The 21,045-nt window shown below is 61.5% G+C and carries 21 protein-coding genes; 19 read left to right on the plus strand and 2 right to left on the minus strand.

Annotated features, from left to right (window positions below):
• The 9 genes from VMA09_13520 to VMA09_13560 all read left to right on the plus strand — a co-directional run bounded on the left by VMA09_13520 (position 1) and on the right by VMA09_13560 (position 7,634).
• A complete protein-coding gene (locus tag VMA09_13520; GenBank protein ID HUA34620.1) occupies positions 1-1,167 on the plus strand; it encodes an acyl-CoA dehydrogenase family protein in 1,167 nt (388 codons plus the stop codon).
• Positions 1,164-1,649 carry a MaoC family dehydratase gene (locus VMA09_13525; protein HUA34621.1) on the plus strand — a complete coding sequence of 162 codons (486 nt, stop codon included), beginning with the start codon at positions 1,164-1,166 and terminating at the stop codon, positions 1,647-1,649. The genes VMA09_13520 and VMA09_13525 overlap by 4 nt, the downstream gene beginning before the upstream one ends.
• Positions 1,649-2,842 carry a CoA transferase gene (locus VMA09_13530; protein HUA34622.1) on the plus strand — a complete coding sequence of 398 codons (1,194 nt, stop codon included), beginning with the start codon at positions 1,649-1,651 and terminating at the stop codon, positions 2,840-2,842. Before VMA09_13525 ends, VMA09_13530 begins: the two co-directional genes overlap by 1 nt.
• Entirely contained in the window at positions 2,839-3,747 is a 909-nt protein-coding gene (locus tag VMA09_13535; protein HUA34623.1) for a CoA ester lyase, read from the plus strand. Before VMA09_13530 ends, VMA09_13535 begins: the two co-directional genes overlap by 4 nt.
• Positions 3,748-3,837: 90 nt before the next feature.
• Positions 3,838-4,011, plus strand: a complete 174-nt coding sequence (locus tag VMA09_13540; protein ID HUA34624.1) for a hypothetical protein — start codon at positions 3,838-3,840, stop codon at positions 4,009-4,011.
• A 151-nt stretch (positions 4,012-4,162) separates the two neighbouring features.
• A complete protein-coding gene (gene xrtE, locus VMA09_13545; protein HUA34625.1) occupies positions 4,163-5,698 on the plus strand; it encodes an exosortase E/protease, VPEID-CTERM system in 1,536 nt (511 codons plus the stop codon).
• 74 nt (positions 5,699-5,772) lie between these two features.
• Positions 5,773-6,027: a hypothetical protein gene (locus VMA09_13550; protein HUA34626.1), complete on the plus strand. Its 255-nt coding sequence runs from the start codon at positions 5,773-5,775 to the stop codon at positions 6,025-6,027.
• A 24-nt stretch (positions 6,028-6,051) separates the two neighbouring features.
• Entirely contained in the window at positions 6,052-6,990 is a 939-nt protein-coding gene (locus VMA09_13555; GenBank protein ID HUA34627.1) for a nitronate monooxygenase, read from the plus strand.
• A gap of 128 nt (positions 6,991-7,118) precedes the next feature.
• A complete protein-coding gene (locus VMA09_13560) occupies positions 7,119-7,634 on the plus strand; it encodes a hypothetical protein (GenBank protein ID HUA34628.1) in 516 nt (171 codons plus the stop codon).
• Between the two features lie 594 nt (positions 7,635-8,228).
• Here VMA09_13560 and VMA09_13565 read toward each other — a convergent pair.
• The gene (locus tag VMA09_13565) at positions 8,229-10,658 is read right to left on the minus strand and encodes a glycogen/starch/alpha-glucan phosphorylase (protein HUA34629.1); all 2,430 of its coding nucleotides are present in this window, start codon (positions 10,656-10,658) and stop codon (positions 8,229-8,231) included.
• Between the two features lie 173 nt (positions 10,659-10,831).
• Here VMA09_13565 and VMA09_13570 point away from each other — a divergent pair, with 173 nt between their 5' ends.
• Genes VMA09_13570 through VMA09_13590 form a run of 5 tightly spaced genes read left to right on the plus strand, consistent with a single transcriptional unit; the run spans position 10,832 to position 15,723 of the window.
• On the plus strand, positions 10,832-11,854 hold the full coding sequence (locus tag VMA09_13570; GenBank protein ID HUA34630.1) for an SDR family NAD(P)-dependent oxidoreductase: 1,023 nt from the start codon (positions 10,832-10,834) through the stop codon (positions 11,852-11,854).
• Positions 11,847-12,557: a sugar phosphate nucleotidyltransferase gene (locus tag VMA09_13575; protein ID HUA34631.1), complete on the plus strand. Its 711-nt coding sequence runs from the start codon at positions 11,847-11,849 to the stop codon at positions 12,555-12,557. Before VMA09_13570 ends, VMA09_13575 begins: the two co-directional genes overlap by 8 nt.
• Positions 12,499-13,413, plus strand: a complete 915-nt coding sequence (locus VMA09_13580) for an NAD-dependent epimerase/dehydratase family protein (protein ID HUA34632.1) — start codon at positions 12,499-12,501, stop codon at positions 13,411-13,413. Before VMA09_13575 ends, VMA09_13580 begins: the two co-directional genes overlap by 59 nt.
• A gap of 49 nt (positions 13,414-13,462) precedes the next feature.
• Entirely contained in the window at positions 13,463-14,995 is a 1,533-nt protein-coding gene (locus VMA09_13585; GenBank protein ID HUA34633.1) for an oligosaccharide flippase family protein, read from the plus strand.
• 14 nt (positions 14,996-15,009) lie between these two features.
• Entirely contained in the window at positions 15,010-15,723 is a 714-nt protein-coding gene (locus VMA09_13590; protein ID HUA34634.1) for a phosphatase PAP2 family protein, read from the plus strand.
• Here VMA09_13590 and VMA09_13595 read toward each other — a convergent pair.
• Positions 15,690-16,136 (minus strand): FxLYD domain-containing protein, encoded by a 447-nt coding sequence (locus VMA09_13595; GenBank protein HUA34635.1) that lies wholly within the window; start codon positions 16,134-16,136, stop codon positions 15,690-15,692. The genes VMA09_13590 and VMA09_13595 overlap by 34 nt on opposite strands.
• Before the next feature lie 412 nt (positions 16,137-16,548).
• On the opposite strand from VMA09_13595, the gene VMA09_13600 reads away from it, so the two are divergent.
• Genes VMA09_13600 through VMA09_13620 form a run of 5 tightly spaced genes read left to right on the plus strand, consistent with a single transcriptional unit; the run spans position 16,549 to position 21,037 of the window.
• Positions 16,549-17,790, plus strand: coding sequence for a glycosyltransferase N-terminal domain-containing protein (locus VMA09_13600; GenBank protein ID HUA34636.1), 1,242 nt, complete (start codon positions 16,549-16,551; stop codon positions 17,788-17,790).
• Positions 17,787-19,013, plus strand: a complete 1,227-nt coding sequence (gene lpxB, locus VMA09_13605) for a lipid-A-disaccharide synthase (protein ID HUA34637.1) — start codon at positions 17,787-17,789, stop codon at positions 19,011-19,013. Before VMA09_13600 ends, lpxB begins: the two co-directional genes overlap by 4 nt.
• 44 nt (positions 19,014-19,057) lie before the next feature.
• A complete protein-coding gene (fabL, locus tag VMA09_13610) occupies positions 19,058-19,840 on the plus strand; it encodes an enoyl-[acyl-carrier-protein] reductase FabL (GenBank protein HUA34638.1) in 783 nt (260 codons plus the stop codon).
• 2 nt (positions 19,841-19,842) lie between these two features.
• Positions 19,843-20,601, plus strand: a complete 759-nt coding sequence (locus VMA09_13615) for a 3-oxoacyl-ACP reductase family protein (protein HUA34639.1) — start codon at positions 19,843-19,845, stop codon at positions 20,599-20,601.
• Positions 20,602-20,605: 4 nt separating this feature from the next.
• Positions 20,606-21,037 (plus strand): phosphopantetheine-binding protein, encoded by a 432-nt coding sequence (locus VMA09_13620; protein ID HUA34640.1) that lies wholly within the window; start codon positions 20,606-20,608, stop codon positions 21,035-21,037.
• Positions 21,038-21,045 lie beyond the last annotated feature (8 nt).

Consider the following 21,045-nt stretch of genomic DNA (forward strand, 5'->3'; position numbering starts at 1 on the left):
ATGAATGATGAGCGCCGGATGATTCAGCAATCCGCGCGCGACTTTGCGATGAACGAGGTGCTGCCGCTCGCCAACAAGCTCGACCCCGAGCAGGGCGACATCCCGATGGACCTGCGCGACAAACTCGCCGCGCTCGGCTACTTCGGCGTCGTCATCCCGGAGCAATACGGCGGCCTCGGCCTCGGCGCGTTCGAGTATGCGCTGATCACAGAGGAGCTGGCGCGCGCGTGGATGAGCGTCGCGAGCATCATCGCGCGCGGCAACGGCCTCGGCGGTGGATTCTCAGAAGCGCAGCGTCGCGAGTACCTGCCAAAGATGGCGCGCGGCGAGTTCCTTGGCGCGGCGGCGCTCTCCGAGCCCGACGCGGGATCCGATCTCGCCAACGTCACGTGCAAGGCAACGCGCGATGGCGACGGATGGATGCTCAACGGCACCAAGACCTGGTGCACCTTCGCCGACGGCGCCGATTTCATCTCGGTGCTGGCGCGTACCAAACAGCCATCGGATCCGAAGCGGCGTCATGAAGGTATCAGCCAGTTCCTTGTTCTCAAGGAGCGCGGCAAGTTTCCGCCGGGCCTCAGCGGCGCGCCGATTCGCAAGATCGGCTACTTCGGATGGAAGACGTGGGAGCTGCATTTCGACAACCTGAAGCTGCCCGCGGATGCACTCCTTGGCCGCGAGCGCGAAGGCGGCGGCGAAGGGAAGGCATTTGGCGCGACGCTCAGCGGACTTGAGGTCGCGCGCGTGCATACCGCGGCGCGCGCGATTGGGCTTGCGCGCGGCGGCCTCGAAGATTCGATCGGATACGCGCAGAAGCGCGTCGCTTTCGGTCATCCGATCGGCGACTTCCAGGCGATCCGCTTCAAGATCGCCGAGATGGCGACCGAGATCGAGGCCGCGCGCCAGCTCATGTACTTCGTTGCCGATGAAGTCGATAGCCGCCGCCGATGCGACAAGGAAGCCTCGATGTGCAAGCTGTTCGCATCCGAGATGGCCGAGCGCGTCACGAGCCAGGCGCTCCAGATCCATGGCGGCTACGGCTATACGAAGGACTTCCCGCTCGAGCGTTACTGGCGCGACGCGCGGCTCACGAAAATTTTCGAAGGCACGTCGGAAATCCAGATGCGGATTATCTCGGACAAGCTCCTGCCGAGGGCGAGATCATGAGTGAACCGGTTTCGAAACTGACTGGCCGCGGCAACTACTTCGAGGATTTCACGGTTGGCGCGAAGATGCGCCATGCGCGCGGCACTACCATCGGCGAAATCGAAAACCAGATGCTGACGAAGCTCGTGCTCAACACCGCCGACGGCCATTACAACGAGCATCGGATGGAATCGACCAACTTCCGCCATCGCCTCGTATTCGGACTGATCACGGGATCGGTATGTATCGGGCTGGCGACGCAGGACACGGGCGAGAACGCGCTCGCTGAGCTCGGCCTCGACGGAATCAAGTTCACCTCGCCGGTTTTCCACGGCGACACGCTCTACGCCTACAGCGAGGTGCTCGAGAAGCGCGACGCCGATCGCGAGGACGCCGGGATCGTGCGCTTCAAGCATTGGGGCACCAAGCAGGACGGCACCGTCGTGTTCGAGGGCGAGCGCACCGTGCTCATCAAACGGCGTAGCCATTGGGCGAATCGATGATGCCTGCGCGCACCGGTCCGCTCTCCGACGTTCGCGTCATCGACCTGACGCAGGCGCTCGCGGGGCCGTTCTGCACGATGCTGCTCGCGGACCTCGGCGCGGACGTAATCAAAATCGAGCCGCCGGGGGGAGATCTCAGCCGCGGCATGGGGCCGTATCCGCAGGATCGCGACGGATGCGACTACGGCGGCTACTTCGCGAGCGTCAATCGCAACAAGCGCGGCATCGTGCTCGATATCAAGACCGACGCGGGACGCGAGGCGATCTTCAAGCTGGTTGAGACTGCGGATGCGGTGGTCGAGAATGCGCGCGCGGGCGTGATGGATCGCGCGGGTATCGGCTACGAGCGCCTGCGCGAGAAAAATCCGCGCCTCGTGTACGCCGCAATTCGCGGCTTCGGCGATCCGCGCACCGGCCGCAGTCCTTATGCGGAATGGCCGGCGTTCGACATCGTCGCGCAGAGCATGGGCGGCCTCGTGAGTATCACGGGGCCGGCGGACAGCGCGGGATTTCGCGCCGGGCCGGGCGTCGGCGATATCTATCCGGGGACGCTGATGGCGCTCGGTGTCGTCTCCGCGGTTCATGCGGCGCGGCGAACGGGGCAGGGGCAGTTCCTCGATGTGGCGATGTACGACGCGATCCTCACGATGTGCGAGGCGATCGTTTATACCTACTCGCGCGCGGGCGTCGTGCGCGGTCCGCAGGGCAACGGCACTCCGGTGCTGTGCCCGTTTGATATTTTCACGACCAGCGACGGTGCAGTCGCGATCGCGGCGCCAGGTGAGAATCACTGGGCGATCCTGTGCGAGGCGATGGGGCATCCCGAGCTTATCGCCGACGACCGCACGCGGACCAACGCGCGCCGCGTCGCCAACGCCGATCTCGTGCGCGGCACCGTCTCGGCCTGGACCAACGCGCACACGACGCGCGAGGTCGTGGCCGCGATTGGTGGCAAAGTCCCGGTCGGACCGGTGAACACCGCCAAGGACATCTTCGACGATCCGCATGTGAAGGCCCGCGGGATGCTCGTCGAGATGGATCAGCCGGGCGCAAATCCGCCGCTGATCGTGGCGGGCACTCCGATCAAATTCACGACAACTCACGCCGGTATCTACGCGCGGCCGCCGCTGCTCGGTGAGCATACGCAGCAAGTCCTCGCCGAGGTCGGCCTCGGCCTCAAGGAGAAATCATGACCCTTCGACTCAGACGCTCAGAACTTTCGACGCCCGCCTCGAGCCCCAAGATGATGGAAAAGGCGATGGCGAGTGCGGCCGATATGGTGTTCCTCGATCTCGAAGACGCAGTGGCGCCCGCGCAGAAAGAAGCCGCGCGCAAGAATGCGATCGCGGCGCTGCGCGAAATGGATTGGGGCAAGAAGCTGCGCGCGGTGCGCGTCAACGGCGCCGATACGCATTGGGCGTACGACGACGTGATCCAGGTCGTCGAGGGCGCGGGCGAGTTTCTCGATATCATTATTATTCCCAAGCCCAAGGCGCCTCGCGACGTATGGTTCTTTGACACCTTGTTAACTGAGATCGAGACCAAGATGGGCCTGAAAAAGAAAATCGGGCTCGAGGCGCTGATCGAAGAGAGCGCCGCGCTCGCACGCGTCGAGGAGATCGCGGCATGCTGCCCGCGACTCGAAGCGCTGATCCTCGGCTTCGGCGATCTGTCGGCGAGCCAGGGGATGCGGTTCGGCGTCGCGACCGATCCCGCGAATCGCTACCCCGGCGACATGTGGCATTATGCCCGCGGCCGCATGATCACGGCATGCCGCGCCAACGGCCTCGACGCGATCGACGGTCCATTCGGCAATTTCCGCGATCCCGACGGCTACCGCCGCGATGCGACGTGGGCGGCGACGCTCGGCGCGGTCGGCAAATGGGCCATTCATCCGAGCCAGATCGATATCGCCAATGACGTCTTCGCGCCGACGCAAAATGAGATCGACAACGCCCGCAAAATGTCCGAGGCCTACGAGACCGCGACACGCGAAGGCGCAGGCGCAGCAGGTGCCGGCGGCATGCTGGTCGACGCCGTCGCGGTCCGCATCTTCCAGAACGTCCTCGAACGCGCCCGGCTGACCGGCCGCGCGTAACAGGCAGTCGAGGTACGTTTGACCTAACCTCATTTTGCCATTATTAACGTGGATACGATCGATTAGGCGAAACGGGGAGCGTCACTATCGATGATTCGACGTATCTGTTTGCTTAGTGTGGCTATCGCGCTGTTGGGCGTGGCTATGATCGGCACTGCGCACGCGGCTGGCGCGCCTGAGCTCGATCCGGGTAGCGCGGCGAGCGGCCTGGTGCTGCTGGTCGGTGGCGCGTTGCTCCTTATCGAACGGCATCGCGGCAAGTAGTTTTTCGCGCGGGCGCCTTTGAACTTTGCGGCGCGCGGCCACTTTCACTCGCGATTCCGCCTCCGCTGAAGCTCGAGCTTCGGGCCTCACCGCCTGGACCATCTTCTGGTCCGGCCTGCTGATTTTACTCTTCATCGAACGCGCTTTCCTCATGCCCGAGGGAGTATGGGGCGAGGCGCACTGGCACGTGTATCCGTGGCTGTGGCTGATCCTGGGAATCGGGCGGGCGGTGCCACAGGTGATCGCCGCGACGCTTATTATCTCGGCGCTTTTGAGCTGGCGAAACTTCACCCAAACTCTGCGGGGCTTTGCGGCACGGTCGCCGGCGTTATCGAGCGATTCGATAACGCGGCTCGTGATTCATCTGGGATGCGTCGTCGCCTTGCTCGGCTGGACGGCGATCGGACTCGGCCTCAGACCAACACCGCTCTTCCTCGTCTGGATCTGGACGCGGCTTGCACTAGAGATCGCTGTAACTGCGACATGGGTTGTGGCGGCGCTGCCGCCCTCATTTCTTCTCGATTGGTATCGCGGCGCGCAGGCATCATTCGCGATCGGCGCTGGCGCCGGGATCGGCGCCAAGGTCGTCAACCACTTCCGCGCGACGCCGATCGAGGCGTGCCGCGCCGCGACTTTCAAAATGGTCGCGACGATCCTGCATCTTCTCGGCCAATCCGTCGTTCTCGATTTTCCGCATGCTGAGATCGGTACGCGCAGCTTCAGCGTCGAGCTCGCGCCGGTGTGCTCGGGTCTCGATGGTATCGCGATCACGTCGCTGCTGGTCGGGATCTACTTGTGGCGCTATCGCAGCGAGCTGCGCTTTCCGCTGTCGTTGATTTTACTGCCCGCCGCGATGCTCCTCGCATGGATTCTCAACTCGGTGCGGATCGTTCTGTTGATCCTTATCGGCGGATGGAGCCCGACGATCGCGCTCAACGGTTTTCATTCCGTGGCGGGATGGCTTTCGCTGAGCCTCGTGGGCTGTGCGACTATCGTCGCGAGTTTCCGCATCCCGGCCTTCAGACCTGTGGCTTCCGCAGCCAACGTCAGCGCGCGAAGCGCCGCATCCTTTTACCTCGTCCCGCTGATCGCCGTTATCGCGACTGCGATGCTGACGAAGGCGATCCATCCTGGATTCGATCTGCTCTATCCCGCGCGCGTCGGCGTCGCAGCGGCGGCGCTGTGGTACTATCGCCGCGATCTCACGGCAATCTGGTATTGGCCATCGATGATGGCGATCGCGGTTGGCGTCGTCGTGTTCTGCGCCTGGATCGTGATCGTTCCGTCACGCGATGCCGCGTTCGATTCGGCCTTCGCCGCGGGACTTGGTTCGCTGTCGATAACCGGGCGCGTCATCTGGATGGCCTTCCGCGTCATCGGCGCGACGATCACGGTGCCGATCGCGGAGGAACTCGCATTTCGCGGCTACCTGATGCGCAAGCTGGTCGCCGACGATTTCGACTCCGTGCCGATCGGTAACTTCACGTGGCTTTCATTTCTCGCGTCGTCGATTCTTTTCGGCGCGATGCACAGTCAGTGGATCGCGGGTACGCTCGCAGGGATGGCGTTTGCGGGCGCCGCGTACTGCCGCGGAAAATTGTCCGATGCGATCGCCGCCCACGCCGTCACCAACGCAATGCTGAGCGCATACGCGATCGCCACGCATTGCTGGTCATTCTGGACTTGATCGATGCGGGTGTTTCATCACCCCGAAACCCTTAATATTGTGGACGGCTGATTTACGCTCGACGGAGAGCTGCGATGTTCGAAGACGAAACTATCGATGTCGATTGCCCGAAGTGCGGGCACAAAAATACGGTCGCGGTCCGCGACTTCGAGCGGGGCGCGGAGTCGCATTTTGTATGCGAGGGCTGCAAAGCTCCCGTCAAAGTCGAGGGCGAGCATTTTCACGAGCGCCTCGACGCGCTGCGCAAAGAGATCGAGGAACTCGAGCGCGAGGCCGAGCGTGGCGGTCGCCCTGCGCGCCGCCCGCGCAAGGACGACTTCCAAATCTGAATCCGACCTTACCGGAGCATCCCAATGCGCTTTGCCAACCGAATCACCGAAATGCTCGGCGTCGAGTACCCGATTATCCAGGCGCCGATGGGATGGATCGCGCGGGCGCAACTCGCGTCGGCCGTGTCGAACGCGGGCGGAATGGGAATTATCGAAACGTCGTCGGGCGAGCTCGATGAAATTCGCGGCGAGATCCGCAAGATGCGCGAGCTCACCGACAAGCCATTCGGTGTGAATATCGCGCAGGCTTTCGTGCGCGATCCCGCAATCGTCAAGTTCGTCATCGATCAGAACGTCAAATTCGTCACGACTTCGGCGGGTGATCCAGCGCGCTATTGCCGCGATCTGAAAGCCGCGGGACTCACCGTCTTCCACGTCGTGCCGACGCTCAAGGCGGCTCTCAAAGCAGTCGAGGCTGGAGTCGACGGCCTCGTGGTCGAAGGCGGGGAGGGCGGCGGCTTCAAGAATCCGCAACCGGTCGCGACGATGATCCTGCTCCCGCTGGTGCGCGAAAAGGTCGAGGTGCCGATTATCGCGGCGGGCGGAATCACTGACGGGCGTTCGATGGCGGCCGCATTCGCGCTCGGCGCCGAGGGCGTGCAGATGGGCACGCGCATGGTCTCGTCGGCGGAATCTCCGGTGCACGAGAACTGGAAGCGCGCGATCGTCGATGCGGCCGAGACCGACACCGTTTTTCTCAACCAGTTCTCCAAGCCCGCGCTTCGCGCTCTGCGCACCGAGCGCACGACGCGCCTCGAGCGCGATCCCGGCCCGAATATCATGGGCCAGTTCGGTAACGCCAAGGCGCTCTACTTCGGCGGCGACATGGAAGCCGCGGTCGCGTTGTCCGGCCAGGTCTGCGGCCGTATCGATTCAGTCAAGCCCGTCGCACAGATCATCCGCGAAACGATCGACGAATTCTGCACGACGGTAAGAAGCCTGTCACACTCGTACCAACACTAGCCCATCTGCTCATGCGGGGTGCGCCGCACTTCCGATCGCAGGTCGTTTGTCACAGAACGCGAACCCCCACTAAGCCTCTGCATAACAATCCGTGCCCGTTCATCCACAGCTTGTGCTATCGTTGATTCATGCAATTTCTCACGACGAAACAGGCTCAAGACTGGTGCATCGCGTGCAATATCGAGCTCGACGCTTTCATGGTTCCCAAACGCGAAGCGGCCAAAGGTCACAGTGTTCGAGTCACTTTGCCTCACGACTATACTCGGCTTTTGTGGGTGGCCCGCCTTATCGAAGGTTCACTGAAGCCACGCGACCGCTGTCTCTTTTGGGTGACCAAGACTGAGGTTTGGCCGAGCTCCGAAAACTGGCACTTGTACTATCGTATTCGTCAATCGTATGGCGACTATCGGTCAATGGAAGACGCTCCCGGTCACATGTTCTTGAACTACGAAGATTTCGACTTGATTACTTTCGTTGAAATCGGAATTGTAGCCGGCTGGGACATCCATCTACTCCCACTTAATGGCTATGGTCGGATATTTGTTTGTCATGACGGATGGGTGCAGTTCACCCTGGAGTCGCCGCAAGCTTTAGCGGAGATCACAAGCGAGTTTCTGAAAATCGGAAGCTCAATTGTGACGTGACTCGCAGATTCCCGATGCCGTTAATTCTGATTATCGTAAAAACGGCGCTTGGCCAGACGATCGCTTGTTGCCTGAGGGCACCATGATCGAACTGTCCAACGATCATATACAGACAGTTCGAGCGCCGACGCTCTAAAGGACACCTCTCTTTGGATAAGAGGTATGCGGAACGTTGGTGATTCAGCGAAGAATCGCGGCGCGCATGGTAGCGCCCGAATGATGACAGGGTGTTGCGTTGGTGCTCTCGACGCTGCTTGGCGGATGCGGGCGGACGGTGGCGTGCGCCGATGGGTGTGTGAGCCGCGAGTCTGTTGCTCGGGCTATCAGCGAAGAACGCCGATGCGATTCCGGCACACTCACGGGAATTCTCTGGATCGCTCACTGCACGGGAAGCCGGCACCTTCGCGCGACGTGCAAGCCGCCCGGCACGGAGGATCGTCCTGAATGCCAGGTGTGGGCGAGCATTCAAGCCCGTAATTGGCAGGAGCCTGGAACTTTCTAGCGCTCCTGCAAAGCCCGCACATTCCATTGCGACAGGGCGGCGCTGCGTCACGATGAGAGGCCTCTCGACCTCCTATCAGTATTGACAGGTAGTTAACGCCGCCAGATTTTGTCGCGATACTCTCGGATGGCGCGATCGGATGAGAACTTGCCAGAGCGCGCGATGTTGAGGATCGACATCTGGAGCCATTTGCGCTCGTCTCTGAATGCTTCCGACACTGCGGCCTGGCATTTCGCGTAGTCGTCGAAGTCGGCCAGCACCAGGAATGGATCCGAGTTGAGCAGCGAGTCGAGCAGCGGCTTGAAGATCTGCCGGTCGCCCTTCGAGAACACGCCCGACTCGATCATGCCGAGAATCTCGTGCAGCTCGGGGCTCTTCTCGTAATAGTCGCGCGGATGGTAACCGGCGGCGACGATCGCTTTGACCTGCTGCGCGGTGAGGCCGAAGAGGAAAAAGTTGTCCTCGCCGACTTCATTGCGGATCTCGATATTGGCGCCGTCGAGCGTGCCGATCGTGAGCGCGCCGTTGAGCGCGAACTTCATGTTGCCGGTGCCCGACGCTTCCTTGCCCGCGGTCGAGATCTGCTCCGACAGGTCGGCGGCGGGATAGATATGCTCGCCAATCTTGACGTTGAAATCCGGGATGAACGCGACCTTGAGCCGCCCGCGCACCTCGGGATCGTGATTAACGACCTCGGCCACCGAATTGATCAACTTGATGATCAATTTCGCCATCGCGTAGCCCGGCGCGGCCTTGCCGCCGAACACGAAGGTGCGCGGCGTCATCTCGATACCGGGGTTCTGCTTGATCCGCTTGTAGAGCGCGATGATGTGCAGGACGTTCAGATGCTGGCGCTTGTATTCGTGGATGCGCTTGACCTGCACGTCGAACATTGACTCGGGGTTTACATTGACGCCGCTCGTGCGCTCGATCATTTCCGCAAGCCGGCGCTTGTTCGCATACTTGATGAGCCGCGCCGCGTCCTGGACTTCGGGATCGTCGGCGAACGCCTCGAAGCGCCTGAGCTGGTGCTCGAGGTTCGACAACCATCCGTCGCCGATCTTGTCCGTGATCAGATCGGCCAGCGCGTCGTTGCTCACCGCGATCCATCGCCGCGGCGTCACGCCGTTGGTGACGTTGGTGAATTTCTCGGGCCACAGGTCGGCGAAGTCGCGCAGCACGTCCTGCTTCAGCAGCTCCGAATGCAGCTCCGCGACGCCGTTGATCTTGTGGCTGCCGACGGCGGCCAGATGCGCCATCCGCACGAACTTGTCGCCGCTCTCGTCGATGATCGAAAGCCGCGTCAGCCGCGAGGCGTCGTCGGGAAAGCGCTCGCGCACCTGGTCGAGGAAGCGGCGGTTTATCTCGTAGATGATCTGAAGATGGCGCGGGAGCAGCTTGGCGAAAATCGGCAGCGGCCACTTCTCGAGCGCCTCGGGCAGGAGCGTGTGATTGGTGTACGCGAAGGTGTGGCGGGTGATTTCCCACGCCTCGTTCCATCCGAACTGATGCTCGTCGAGCAAAAGCCGCATCAGTTCGGCGACGCCGATCGACGGATGCGTATCGTTGAGCTGCACGGCCCAGTACTTGTGAAACTCCGAGATCGCGCGGTGACGCAGGCGATGCAGCCGCAGCATGTCCTGCAGTGAGCACGAGACGAAGAAGTACTGCTGCTCGAGGCGCAGGATCTTGCCGCCGACCTGCTCGTCATTGGGATAGAGGACCTTGGTGATGTTCTCGGACTGCACCATGTCCTCGACGGCGCCGTAATAGTTGCCCACATTGAAAGCCTGGAAATTGAACTCCTCGTGCGCTTCCGCCTTCCACAGCCGCAGCAGATTCACCCACGGCACGTGGAAGCCCAGGGTCGGTGTGTCGTAGGCGACGCCGCGCACGATTCGCTCTGGAATCCATTTCGTGCGCTCGCGCCCCGACTCGTCGGTGTAAGTCTCGACGCGGCCGCCGAACTGCACCTGGTGCACGTTCTCCGGCCGCGCGATCTCCCACGGATTGCCGAGTCTGAGCCACTCGTCGCTCATCTCGACCTGCCATCCGTCGCGGATAAGCTGGCGGAAGATCCCGAATTCATAGCGGATGCCGTAGCCGATCGCCGGCATCTGCAGCGTCGCCATCGATTCCATGTAACACGCGGCGAGGCGCCCGAGGCCGCCGTTGCCGAGGCCTGGCTCCTGCTCCTGCCAGACGAGGTCGTTGAGATCCTGCCCAAGCTCGGTTACGGCCTGCTCGACGACGCGATGGATGCCGAGCTCGACGAGGTTGTTCTGCAAATGCGGTCCGACGAGGAACTCGGCTGAGAGATAGGCTACAACGCGATCGTGATCGTCGGAGCGGATGTTGGTGCCGCGATACCAATGCGCCACAATCAGCCCGCGCACGGTTAGTGCAACCGCGGTGTACCAATCGCGCCGCGTCGCATAGCGCGGCTGACGCGCGAGCGCGAGCTGGAGGTTGTCGAGTATACGCTGTTTGATCGATTCGACTGTGATGTTGTCTTCGGGCATGTGTTTTCTTCACGCGAGCTCGGCTGCGAAACCCAATCGTCGAACATTAGAGCCGCCCGATGTTCCCGACAAATTAGATTTCCGTTACCGGAGCACGAACGCTGCGCCAATCGCGCGCGAGGCTCGGGCGGCCACGACCCCGTGTTGCTCCTCAGACGGTAGGATGGGCTAAAATGCCAGCGGATTTCCAACGTGGAGGATGCGGCCTGAAGCTCAGCGGCAAACGCGTGCTGGTCACCGGCGCGGGCGGGTTCATCGGATCGCACCTGGTCGAGATGCTGGTGGCCGAGGGCGCCCGGGTGCGCGCGCTCGTCAACTACAACTCGTTCAACTTCCGCGGCTGGCTCGAACGCAGTCCGGCCGCCGCGCAGGCCGAGATCGTAAGCGGCGACATTCGCGATTCGCGGCTATGCGCGCAATTCACCGTGGACCAGGAAATAATCTTTCATCTCGCGGCGCTGATCGCGATTCCATATTCGTACCAGGCGCCCGAGAGCTACGTGGATACCAATATCAAGGGCACCCTCAACATCTGCGAAGCTGCGCGCGCCGCGCGAGTTCGACGCCTCGTTCATCTATCCAGCAGCGAGGTGTATGGAACCGCGAGTTATGTGCCGATCGATGAGCAACATCCGATCCAGCCGCAGTCGCCTTACGCCGCTTCCAAGGTCGGCGCCGACGCGATCGTGCGCAGCTTCCACGCCTCGTATGGATTGCCGGCCGTGATCGCGCGTCCGTTCAACACCTATGGCCCAAGGCAGAGCGCACGTGCGATCGTGCCGACGATCATTTCGCAGCTCGCATCGAAGAATCACGAAGTAAGGCTCGGCGAGATTCATTCGTCGCGCGATTTCACATTCGTATCGGATACGTGCCGCGCATTGATCGATCTTGCGAGCCTGGACGTCGAAGGCCAAGTATTTAACATCGGCTCCAATAGCGAAATAACTATTGAGGCGTTGTTCACGACGATCGCCGAGATCATGGGCGTTGAGGCCCGGATCGTAACCGATCGCGAGCGGATCCGGCCGGCGGCGAGCGAAGTGATGCGCCTTAAATGCGACAGTCGCAAGATCGCGTCGGCATGCGCGTTCGAGCCGCAAGTGCTTCTGGCCGAAGGCCTTCGCGCGACTATCGAATGGTTCCGGCAGGCCGACAATTTAAGCTTCTACAAGAGCGCCAGTTATAATGTCTAGGCGCGCGGTTGTACTCGCGGGCGGGCAGGGCACGCGCCTGAGGCCATATACCATAACGCTGCCGAAACCGTTGATGCCGCTCGGCGATCACCCGATTTTGGAAATAATAATTCGCCAGCTCGCGCGTTTTGGTTTCGAGCGCGTGACTCTCGCCGTGAATCATCAGGCTGACATTATCAAGGCATTTTTCGGTGACGGCTCGAAATGGAATATCGCGATTGACTATTCGCTCGAACCGGAGCCGCTCAGCACGATTGCGCCGCTCACGCTGATCGACGATTTGCCGGCGAATTTCCTGCTGATGAATGGCGATGTTCTCACCGATCTGAATATCGGCCAGCTTTTTGACGATCACGTGAGAGACGGGCGGCTATTCACTATTGCCGCGACGCATCGCAGGCATGTCACGGATTTCGGCGTACTGACTACTAACTCGAACGGCATTCTCAGCGGATTCGCCGAGAAGCCAGCAACGGACTACCTCGTTAGCATGGGCGTCTATGCTGCCAGCCGCGATATTCTCGACAGAGTACCCAGGGGCAGGAAGTTCGGTTTCGACGATCTGATGCTCGAATTGTTGCGCCGCGGAGAGCAGGTGCGGGTCTATAAATACGACGGCTGCTGGCTCGATATCGGGCGGCCCGATGATTATTCGCAGGCGATCGAGGAATTCGAGCGCGGCAAGGATCGGTTCCTTGGGTAAGCCCCGGTCCATATTAGTCACTGGCGCTTCCGGGTTCATCGGCAGACACCTGGTGCGAGAGTTGGATAGCCGCGGCCATGATGTTCGTGCGCATAGCAGCGCCGACGGTGACATCGCTGGCTGCGCGCTCGACTACGAAGGGGTCGATCACGTTTTTCACCTCGCGGGTCTGTCATTCGTTCCGGATAGCTGGAATCGAGCCCGCGACTATTATCGCGTCAACCTGCTGGGAACGATTAACGTTCTCGAGTTCTGCCGCCGCAGCGGCGCGTCGTTGACTATGATCAGTACTTACGTTTACGGCCAGCCTGAGCACCTGCCGATCGATGAAGAACATCCGGTGCGCGCCTTCAATCCGTATAGCCACACGAAAATATTGGCCGAGGAGGCGACGCGCTATTACGCGCAGCAGTTCGGTATCCGTGCGGCGATCATCCGTTCGTTCAATAGCTATGGCTTCGGTCAGTCGCCACAGTTCCTGATTCCCAAACTTCTCGCGCAGGCCCTGGATCGATCGCGCCATGAAATCATAGTCGCCGATACCCGGCCCCGGCGCGACTATTTGTACATTTCGGACCTGGTCGAGATGCTGATCCTGAGCATGGAACGGCGGGCGTCAGGAACCTACAACGCCGGTTCGGGCCGCTCCGCGAGTATCGCCGAGATTTTGAGCGTGCTTTGGTCGTTGGGTCTCGAGCCGAAGCCGCTTCGGTCCGAGAACAAGCCGCGCACGGAGGAAGTGCTCGACGTTATTGCCGATATTGGCAAAGCGAAACGCGAGCTCGGATGGATGCCCTGCGTCGGCCTTCGCGACGGATTGGCCGCGATGCTCGAATGCATGCGGGGGAAAAGCTGATGCCTCAAGCGCGTTTGCGCGGGTGGCGTTGCAAGTCCGTGCACTGAGTATGCGCAGGCAGGTCTTCAATAATCTGTTTTTCAGCTACGCGAACTATGCCACCACCATAGTCGCGCCGCTGGTGCTGGTGCCGCTGTTCGTTCGCCTGCTCGGACACACTCTGTATGGAGAGTGGCTGGTTATTCTCAGTCTCACTTCATACTTCTCAATGGCTAATCTGGGTTTGTCGCGGACGCTGGCTAATGAGTATGCGATGGCCAACGCGCGAGCCGATCTGAATGAAATCGATACACTGACATCGACCAGCTTCTTCGGCTATGGCGCGGTGACGGCGCTGTTGCTCGGGATTTTCCTGATCAAACTGCCGGCAATTTCAACTCATTTCCTTGCTTATGCGGACCGCGCGACGATCGTTGCGCTGGTGATCGTTGCCGTCTGCAGCGCGGTTGCACTGCCTTTCGACGTATACGCGATGCTGCTGCGCGGCGTGAAAAGGGTTGACCAGGAGCAGGCGATCGGCGCGTTTTCGACCGTGGGGCGCGTGGCGGCGATGACGGCCGCACTGGCGGCCGGCTTGCGGATTCTGGCCGTCGCCGTAATCCAGGGCGGTATCCGCGTGATTGGTGCGATTGCCTCGTGCGTTTACGCCATTCGAATCAGTCCTGAAGCACGGCCGCGGATTAGGAAATTTTCCTTAAGCATGATGCGGCGGCTGATCGTTCCGAGCGCGGGGTTCTTTGCGATTCAGATCGCACAGACTATTAATGTCGGGCTCGACAACCTGGTTATCGCCGCATTCCGTCCCGCGGCCGAAGTCACGCAGTACGCGGTCGCGATGAAGCTCGTATTCATCAATTCGGGAATTTTTTCGGTAATTCTCGACACGTTGGCGCCCTATGTGACGGCGGACTTCACGTTACAACGTAGCGACAGGTTGCAAACCGGATACATACTTTTTCTCAAGTTCGCATTTTTGTTTGGCGTTACCACCACGATGGGCTTATGGTTCCTCGGCCCGGGCCTGATGCAGTTCTGGGCCGGGCCGGGTATTTTCCCCGGCAAGGCGACTTTCGCACTACAGACCTCGTTGCTCTTGATGGGGATTATCGCGAATCCCGCCTATATCGTTCTAACCTCGACGATGCGGCACTATGGATTGACGGTTGTCGCAGCGGTGGAATGCACCTTGAATCTCACACTATCGATCTGGCTGGTCCAGCGATGGGGAATCGCCGGCGTGATCGCAGGTAGCGTGTTTGCTCACGTGCTTACAAATGCGTGGTATATGCAGTATGGAGCGCTGCAGGTCCTGCGGATCGAATTTTCGCGAGTGGTATATGAAATCGGACCGATCGCGCTGTTGTCCCTGATTGTACTCGGCATCGCGTTTGCCTTTGCAGAGCTTGGTACAACGCCGCTCTCCGGGATCCGCGCACTCATCTCGACGATTATAGCCGTTCCAGCTTTTGCTATCGGCTGGGCGCTGGTCTCGTTTGATTCGGATGAGCGTAAGGAAGCCTGGTCGGTCGTTATCCGCTTTATTCACAATCGCGGCCAGGCGCGAGCTGATTTCGCCGGTTGATTCTGAAATTCACAATGGCCAGCGACGCGATCACGGAGGGAATTCGCTCAGCGCAAGGGCGCGGAAAGACGCCGGCCAAGTATGTGTACGTGGTCGTGATCTCTCTGTGGTTAGCCGCAATCGCGGCCGCGTTCACGATGGATTATCCGATCGCCTCGTGGGTTTACAAAACCGGATTGTATAGTGCGGTTCGATGGTCGCGTGCAGCGCAAATGGTCAAAGCGGCTGGCACATATTATTTGAGTATTGGAGCCGGACTGATTCTATTATTCTGGCGCGGATATGGACTTAGATCCGCGGTGCTTGTTTGGCTGTCGGGAGCGATATCAGGCCTGTACTACGCGGTGGCGAAGTGGGTAGTCGGCAGAAGCCGGCCGATCTACGACAATGGTTTCTTCAACACCCGTCCGTTCGGGTTCGACCTCTTCCATGGCGGCTTGCGCGGGCTGGTGTTTTCGCATGCGAATCTTTCGTTCCCCTCGGGACATGCTTGCGTGGCCTTCGCGTCTGCATCTGCGCTCGCGATGCTGATTCCTCGCTGGCGCGTCGCATTATATGCGGTCGCAATCGCGGTCGGTGTTCAGCGCATCCTCGAGGGATCGCACTATCCAAGCGACACGATTGCAGGCGCGGGCTTGGGTGTACTAGCCGCACTCACGGCCGAGTCGCTCATTGCAAGATTCGAATCGTGCCCTCAGTCGCTCAAGTTGAAGCCGAAGTCGCGATAGCGGGCCGGTATCGGTTGGCCGGCAGGCTGGCGGAAGTCGACCGTAGCTCGCGTTATCGCGAGATTGACCGGAGTTGTGATCATGAAGTCCGCGGGCTTGTCACCCGGTTCGAGGACCGGTTTGTTGACCATCGACTGCGCCGACGCGATCTCATGGCCCTCACGATCGAAATAGCGCGCGCGAGCGATCACCATCTTGAGCGGTCGCGGACCGACGTTTCTGACGCGGCCGGTTAAGTGGACGAACACGACTTCTTCCATCTGGCGGCAACAGGTCACATCGAGGATCGCATTGGGCTGAGCACCCGCCGGGTTGTCGATCGCGATTCGAAAAGGCGGCCCGATGCGCCGCGCGACCCATCGGTGGGCGAGCACGTACACGATCGCTGCCACCAGGATCCCTAGAGCAGCCACCCATCCGCGCCACGCGGGACGAGCGATCGATCGGGAATCTACTGCGAAGTTTTGAGGCCTGTCGCGGAGGTTCAACTGATTGGCGGCCGCAATTCACGCCGCATCGCGAAGATAGCACGAAGACGACCCGCGTCTGCATCCTTGTCACATCGAGTACGACAGGCGGTCAGAACAATCGAACCGGCGATATGCAAGCCATTTTCTGAAATCCGCGATGCCTTGCGCTGTTGCAAATCGTCTGTTTGCGGAGTTTCCTTGAACGAATTCTGATGGCGAGAAGGGGCAGCGAGAAGAGTGGCAGCGGGCGCGAGGGATTCACGCGGTACTTCTGAAAATCACTCGTTTTTGAATGGAATCGGGATCGAACGAATTTGCGCTTCCGTCAGGCGTGCCTTTAAGCTCACTTGAGCGAATGTACGCACTGCTGTCGCCGTTGCTCTTTAAGTGCGCACATCTTATTGAACGTATTCGTGGAGCTTCATCCGAAGAATTACATTCACGCCTCGGCTATGTGCCCTCGGCCGGTGCACCAGTGATCTGGTTCCACGGCGCATCGGCCGGAGAGATGGCGGCCGCTGTCGCTTTGTCAAACCTACTGCGTGAGCGTGGTCATCACTTCGAGCCGGTCTTCACGGCGACCAACCGAGCCGGCCTCGATTATATTCGCCGCGTCACTCCCGAGGCTCGGGTGGCAAGTCTTGTGCCTTGGGATGTCAGCGATTGCCTCGTGCGGGCGTTAGATCGATGGCAGCCGCGTGCCCTCGCGATCGTCGAGACGGAGCTATGGCCGCGGATGGTGTTCGAAGCGCAAGAGCGCGGTATCCCGGTATTCAGCGTCAGCGCGCGCATCTACTCGGGCGATCTGCCGCGCTACAGGGCGATCAGACCATTCATTGGGCCGACGCTCAGCCGCTTCACGAGGATCCTCGCGCAGGACAACGTCGAGCGCGATCGATTCATCGCGCTCGGCGCTCCTGCGGATCGATGCGTTAGCGCGGGCAATCTCAAGTACATGGGATCGTCACGGGTCTTCGATGACCCCGAGGCGTTGCGGCGCGATATCGGAATTGGTCCGCACGATCGAGTCGTCGTCTGCGGCAGTATCCATGGCGATGAAGTAAACAACGTGCTCGAATCTATCGCGGCGGTGATTCCCGAGGATGTGCGCCTGATTGTGGCTCCTCGGCATCTGGCCGCAGTTGGGATTATTGAGCGATGGGCGAGCCGGCGCGCATGGAAATACGTCCGGCGTTCGGCGCGCGAGATTGAAAAGGGGTGGCGCGTGATGATCGTCGATACGATGGGTGAACTCAGCCGCTTCTATGCGCTGGCGTCCTGCGCGATCGTCGGCGGCGGGTTCGAACGCCACGGTGGTCACAATCCGTTCGAGCCCGTGCGCGCCGGAGTTCCGGCTCTGTTTGGTGCAAACTTTCATCACTTCGATGCTGAAGCGCGTGCGCTCGTATCGGCGACGCCTGAAGCGCAGAGCGCGGATCTGAGCGCTCTCGCTGCTACGTTACGCCGCTGGCTCGACGACGATACGCAGCGCCGCAGCGCTCACGAGCGTCAGTTGGCAGTGCTGCCTGATCCGGCTTCGATCGCCGCGTGCTACTCCCACACGCTTGAGCCTTTTCTGACGGCGGCCGGCGTATGAGCAAAAACGGCGGACCACCGACAATCTGTCTAATTGCTGCGGACGTCTCGGCCGATCAGAATGCTGCGCGGCTCACTGCTGCGCTTCGGCGCCGATCGCCCGGCGTGAAGCTGATCGGCGCCGGTGGTCCGCTGATGCATGGCGCCGGGATGGACGCCATGTGCGACAGCAGCGACGTCTCGATGGTGGGGCCGCCGGATTCGGTGCGCACGCTCCGCTCGGTCGTGCGCGTGTGGCGCCGGCTCACCGCGATGATCCGCGAGCAATCGCCCGACGTCGCGGTACTCATCGACAACGAAACGCTCAACGTCCTTATCGCGCGATGGCTGCGCAAGAGCGGTATCCCGACAGTCTTCTTCTTTCCGCCACAAGTCTGGTTCTGGGGGCGATGGCGGCTCAGGTGGATGGCGCCTTATATCACGCGCGTGCTGTGCGCGTTTCGCGAGGAGGCCAACCTTTATCGGGCGGCGGGAGTCGATACGGTCTGGACCGGGCATCCGTTGCGCGATGTGGTCCGCGTTCGTGACGACTCGGCCGCCGCGGTGCGCGCGATCGGTCTTGATCCAGGCCGCCGTCTCGTTGTGCTGATGCCGGGCAGCAGGCCGCAGGAGCTCGACGCGCACTGCGATCTGATGTTTGCCGCGGCGAAGATCCTGCGGGCGCGTGATCCCAATCTGCAGTTCGCGGTGCCGATTGCCTCGGACGCGCTGCGCGAGCGTCTGGAGCTCGAGGCGCGGCGCAGCGGCCTCAGCGATCTCGCGATCTACGCGCCCGATTCGTTCGGCGTGATGAGCCATGCGCAGGCGATTCTGCAATGCGCCGGCACCGCGACGCTCGAAGCTGCGCTGCTCGGCATCCCCTCGGTGATCGTCTACCAGTGTGATCATCTTCGCTATGCCGCCGCGCGTCGAATCATGTACGTGAAGTACATCGGGATGGTGAACATCCTGCTCGGCGAGATGGTGCAGCCGGAGTTTTTCCATTGGCGAATCGCACCGGAACAGCTTGCGGCGGAGATGTGGTCGCTCATGACCGACGATCTGCGGCGCAATCGAATTCGTGCGCGGCTGGCCGAGCTCGCAGATATCATGGGACCGCCGGGGGCGATGGACAACGCTGCCGCGGCGGTGCTCGACCTGGTCTCGAACGGGGCAGGCGTCGCCGAGAGCGAGGGCATTGTTGAAGATGGCAAGGCCGACCGGCGGATGGCGGCAGCGGACTAGGATTTTGACTCCGAGGCCGATGCGCGCAACGATCGCGCTTCGAGATGGTTAGCAATGGCACGAAGACCACCGCCAAGATGCCGCTGGCGGGCAAGATTGCGCTGGTCACAGGGGCATCGCGCGGAATCGGGCGCGCGATCGCGCTCAAGCTCGCAGGCAGCGGATGCGACGTCGCGGCCAACTACTTCAACGCGCACGACGAGGCGGAGTCGCTGTGCGCCGAAGTTTCCGCGATGGGCCGCCGCGCCCTCGCGCTCCAGGGCAATGTCGCCGACCCCGAGAGCGTGCGCGAGGTATTCGAGGAGCTGGGCCGCACCTTCGATCGGCTCGACCTCCTCGTGAGCAACGCGGCGAGCGGCGTGCTGAGGCCGCTTGAGTCCGCGTCGCTCAAACATTGGCGCTACTGCATGGAAACCAACGCCTTCGCGCTGGTGACGTTGATGCAGCGGGCGGCGCAGATGATGCCGCGGGGCGGACGCGCGATCGCTATCTCGAGCCTCGGCGCCAGCCGCGCTCTTCCCGACTACGGCCTGATCGGCGCGTCCAAGGCGGCTCTGGAAGCCGTCGTGCGCTCACTCGCCTGCGAGCTCGCCCCGCGCGGCATCAACGTTAACGCCATCAGCAGCGGTCTGGTCGATACCGACGCGCTGCAGGCCTTCCCGCATCGCAAGCAGATGCTCGCGCAGTTCAAACGCCGCTCGCCCAAGGGCCGCGCGATGCGCGCGGCGGAGGTCGCCGACGCGGTCTACCTTTTGTGCCTGCCCGAAGCCGCGATGATCAATGGACAGACCATCGTCGTCGATGGCGGATTCTCGATCGCGGGATAACGATGCTGGGTGATTCAGGCCTCGCCGGCAAATCGGTGATCGTCAGCGGCGGCAGCCGCGGTATCGGCCGCGCGATCGTCGAGGCGTTCGCTGCCGAGCGGGCCCACGTCACCTTCCTCTATCGCGAGGATCGAGCCTCCGCGCTCGCCGTCGTCGAGAGTGCGCGCACTCAGAACCTCGAAGTTACGGCGGAGCAAATCGATGTGCGCGACGCGCCGGCGTGCGCCGAGCTGGTCGATAAAGTGCTCGAGCGTTTCGGCTGGATCGATGTCCTCGTCAACAACGCGGGTATCGTGCGTGACAACCTGTTACCGATGCTCGAAGACGACGACATCAACGCAGTTCTCCAGACCAACGTCGGCGGGACTTTCAACCTGACCCGCGCCGCGCTGCCCCCGATGATCTCGCGCCGCGCCGGCAAGATCATAAACATCAGCTCGGTGGCCGCCAGAAAGGGCGGCCGCGGCCAAACCAACTATGCCGCGAGCAAGGGCGCGATTAACTCCCTCACCCGCGCGCTCGCCGTCGAGCTCGCCCCGCGCGGCATCAACGTCAACGCGGTCGCGCCCGGCGTTATCGAAACCGACATGTCGGCGCGCGTCGTATCTCAGGCCCAGGACGAAGTTATGAGCCGCATCCTGCTGCGCCGGCTCGGCACACCCGCCGACGTTGCCGCTGCGGTCGTGTTTCTCGCCTCGCGCTTTGCGGATTACATTACCGGCGAGATTCTGCACGTCGACGGCGGATTCAAGATGGAGTGACTGGATGTCATCAGCCCCCCTAATTACCCACGACGAAGTTTCAGCCGTCTATCCCAAGGTCGCCAGCGCCATCGCCGACGCGCTCGCGCGCGAAGTTGACGAATGCCAGCTGGGAAGCCGCATCATCGACGACCTCGGCGCCGAATCGATCGATCTGCTCGATATCGTCTTCCGCCTCGAGCGCGGCTTCAAGATCAAGATTCCGCGCAATCGAATCGCCAGCGACGCGCGCGGCGATTTGCCCGAATCGGAATTCGAGCACAAAGGTGTCGTCACCGCGGCCGGCCGCCAGCGCCTCCAGGAGTATCTGAGCGAAGTTCCACCCGAGAGTTTTCCCGCGACGTTGCGGGTCGATGACATCCCGCGGCTCTTCACCGTCGAAACTTTCTGCAAGGTCGTCGCACGCGCTCTGGCTGAGCAGGCCGCAACCGCCTGACGCGGGGC

It is taken from the genome of Candidatus Binataceae bacterium (genome assembly GCA_035508495.1).
GTDB lineage: Bacteria > Desulfobacterota > Binatia > Binatales > Binataceae > JASHPB01.

Excerpts from the sequence above, each read along its gene's own strand:
- VMA09_13540 (HUA34624.1), top strand. The coding sequence starts at position 3,838 with ATGATTCGACGTATCTGTTTGCTTAGTGTGGCTATCGCGCTGTTGGGC.
- VMA09_13555 (HUA34627.1), top strand. The coding sequence starts at position 6,052 with ATGCGCTTTGCCAACCGAATCACCGAAATGCTCGGCGTCGAGTACCCG.
- VMA09_13535 (HUA34623.1), top strand. The coding sequence starts at position 2,839 with ATGACCCTTCGACTCAGACGCTCAGAACTTTCGACGCCCGCCTCGAGC.
- VMA09_13590 (HUA34634.1), top strand. The coding sequence starts at position 15,010 with ATGGCCAGCGACGCGATCACGGAGGGAATTCGCTCAGCGCAAGGGCGC.
- VMA09_13580 (HUA34632.1), top strand. The coding sequence starts at position 12,499 with ATGATTATTCGCAGGCGATCGAGGAATTCGAGCGCGGCAAGGATCGGT.
- VMA09_13575 (HUA34631.1), top strand. The coding sequence starts at position 11,847 with ATGTCTAGGCGCGCGGTTGTACTCGCGGGCGGGCAGGGCACGCGCCTG.
- VMA09_13620 (HUA34640.1), top strand. The coding sequence starts at position 20,606 with ATGTCATCAGCCCCCCTAATTACCCACGACGAAGTTTCAGCCGTCTAT.
- VMA09_13600 (HUA34636.1), top strand. The coding sequence starts at position 16,549 with ATGTACGCACTGCTGTCGCCGTTGCTCTTTAAGTGCGCACATCTTATT.
- fabL (HUA34638.1), top strand. The coding sequence starts at position 19,058 with ATGGTTAGCAATGGCACGAAGACCACCGCCAAGATGCCGCTGGCGGGC.
- VMA09_13585 (HUA34633.1), top strand. The coding sequence starts at position 13,463 with ATGCGCAGGCAGGTCTTCAATAATCTGTTTTTCAGCTACGCGAACTAT.
- xrtE (HUA34625.1), top strand. The coding sequence starts at position 4,163 with ATGCCCGAGGGAGTATGGGGCGAGGCGCACTGGCACGTGTATCCGTGG.
- lpxB (HUA34637.1), top strand. The coding sequence starts at position 17,787 with ATGAGCAAAAACGGCGGACCACCGACAATCTGTCTAATTGCTGCGGAC.
- VMA09_13550 (HUA34626.1), top strand. The coding sequence starts at position 5,773 with ATGTTCGAAGACGAAACTATCGATGTCGATTGCCCGAAGTGCGGGCAC.
- VMA09_13560 (HUA34628.1), top strand. The coding sequence starts at position 7,119 with ATGCAATTTCTCACGACGAAACAGGCTCAAGACTGGTGCATCGCGTGC.
- VMA09_13565 (HUA34629.1), bottom strand. The coding sequence starts at position 10,658 with ATGCCCGAAGACAACATCACAGTCGAATCGATCAAACAGCGTATACTC.
- VMA09_13570 (HUA34630.1), top strand. The coding sequence starts at position 10,832 with ATGCCAGCGGATTTCCAACGTGGAGGATGCGGCCTGAAGCTCAGCGGC.
- VMA09_13615 (HUA34639.1), top strand. The coding sequence starts at position 19,843 with ATGCTGGGTGATTCAGGCCTCGCCGGCAAATCGGTGATCGTCAGCGGC.
- VMA09_13525 (HUA34621.1), top strand. The coding sequence starts at position 1,164 with ATGAGTGAACCGGTTTCGAAACTGACTGGCCGCGGCAACTACTTCGAG.
- VMA09_13530 (HUA34622.1), top strand. The coding sequence starts at position 1,649 with ATGCCTGCGCGCACCGGTCCGCTCTCCGACGTTCGCGTCATCGACCTG.
- VMA09_13520 (HUA34620.1), top strand. The coding sequence starts at position 1 with ATGAATGATGAGCGCCGGATGATTCAGCAATCCGCGCGCGACTTTGCG.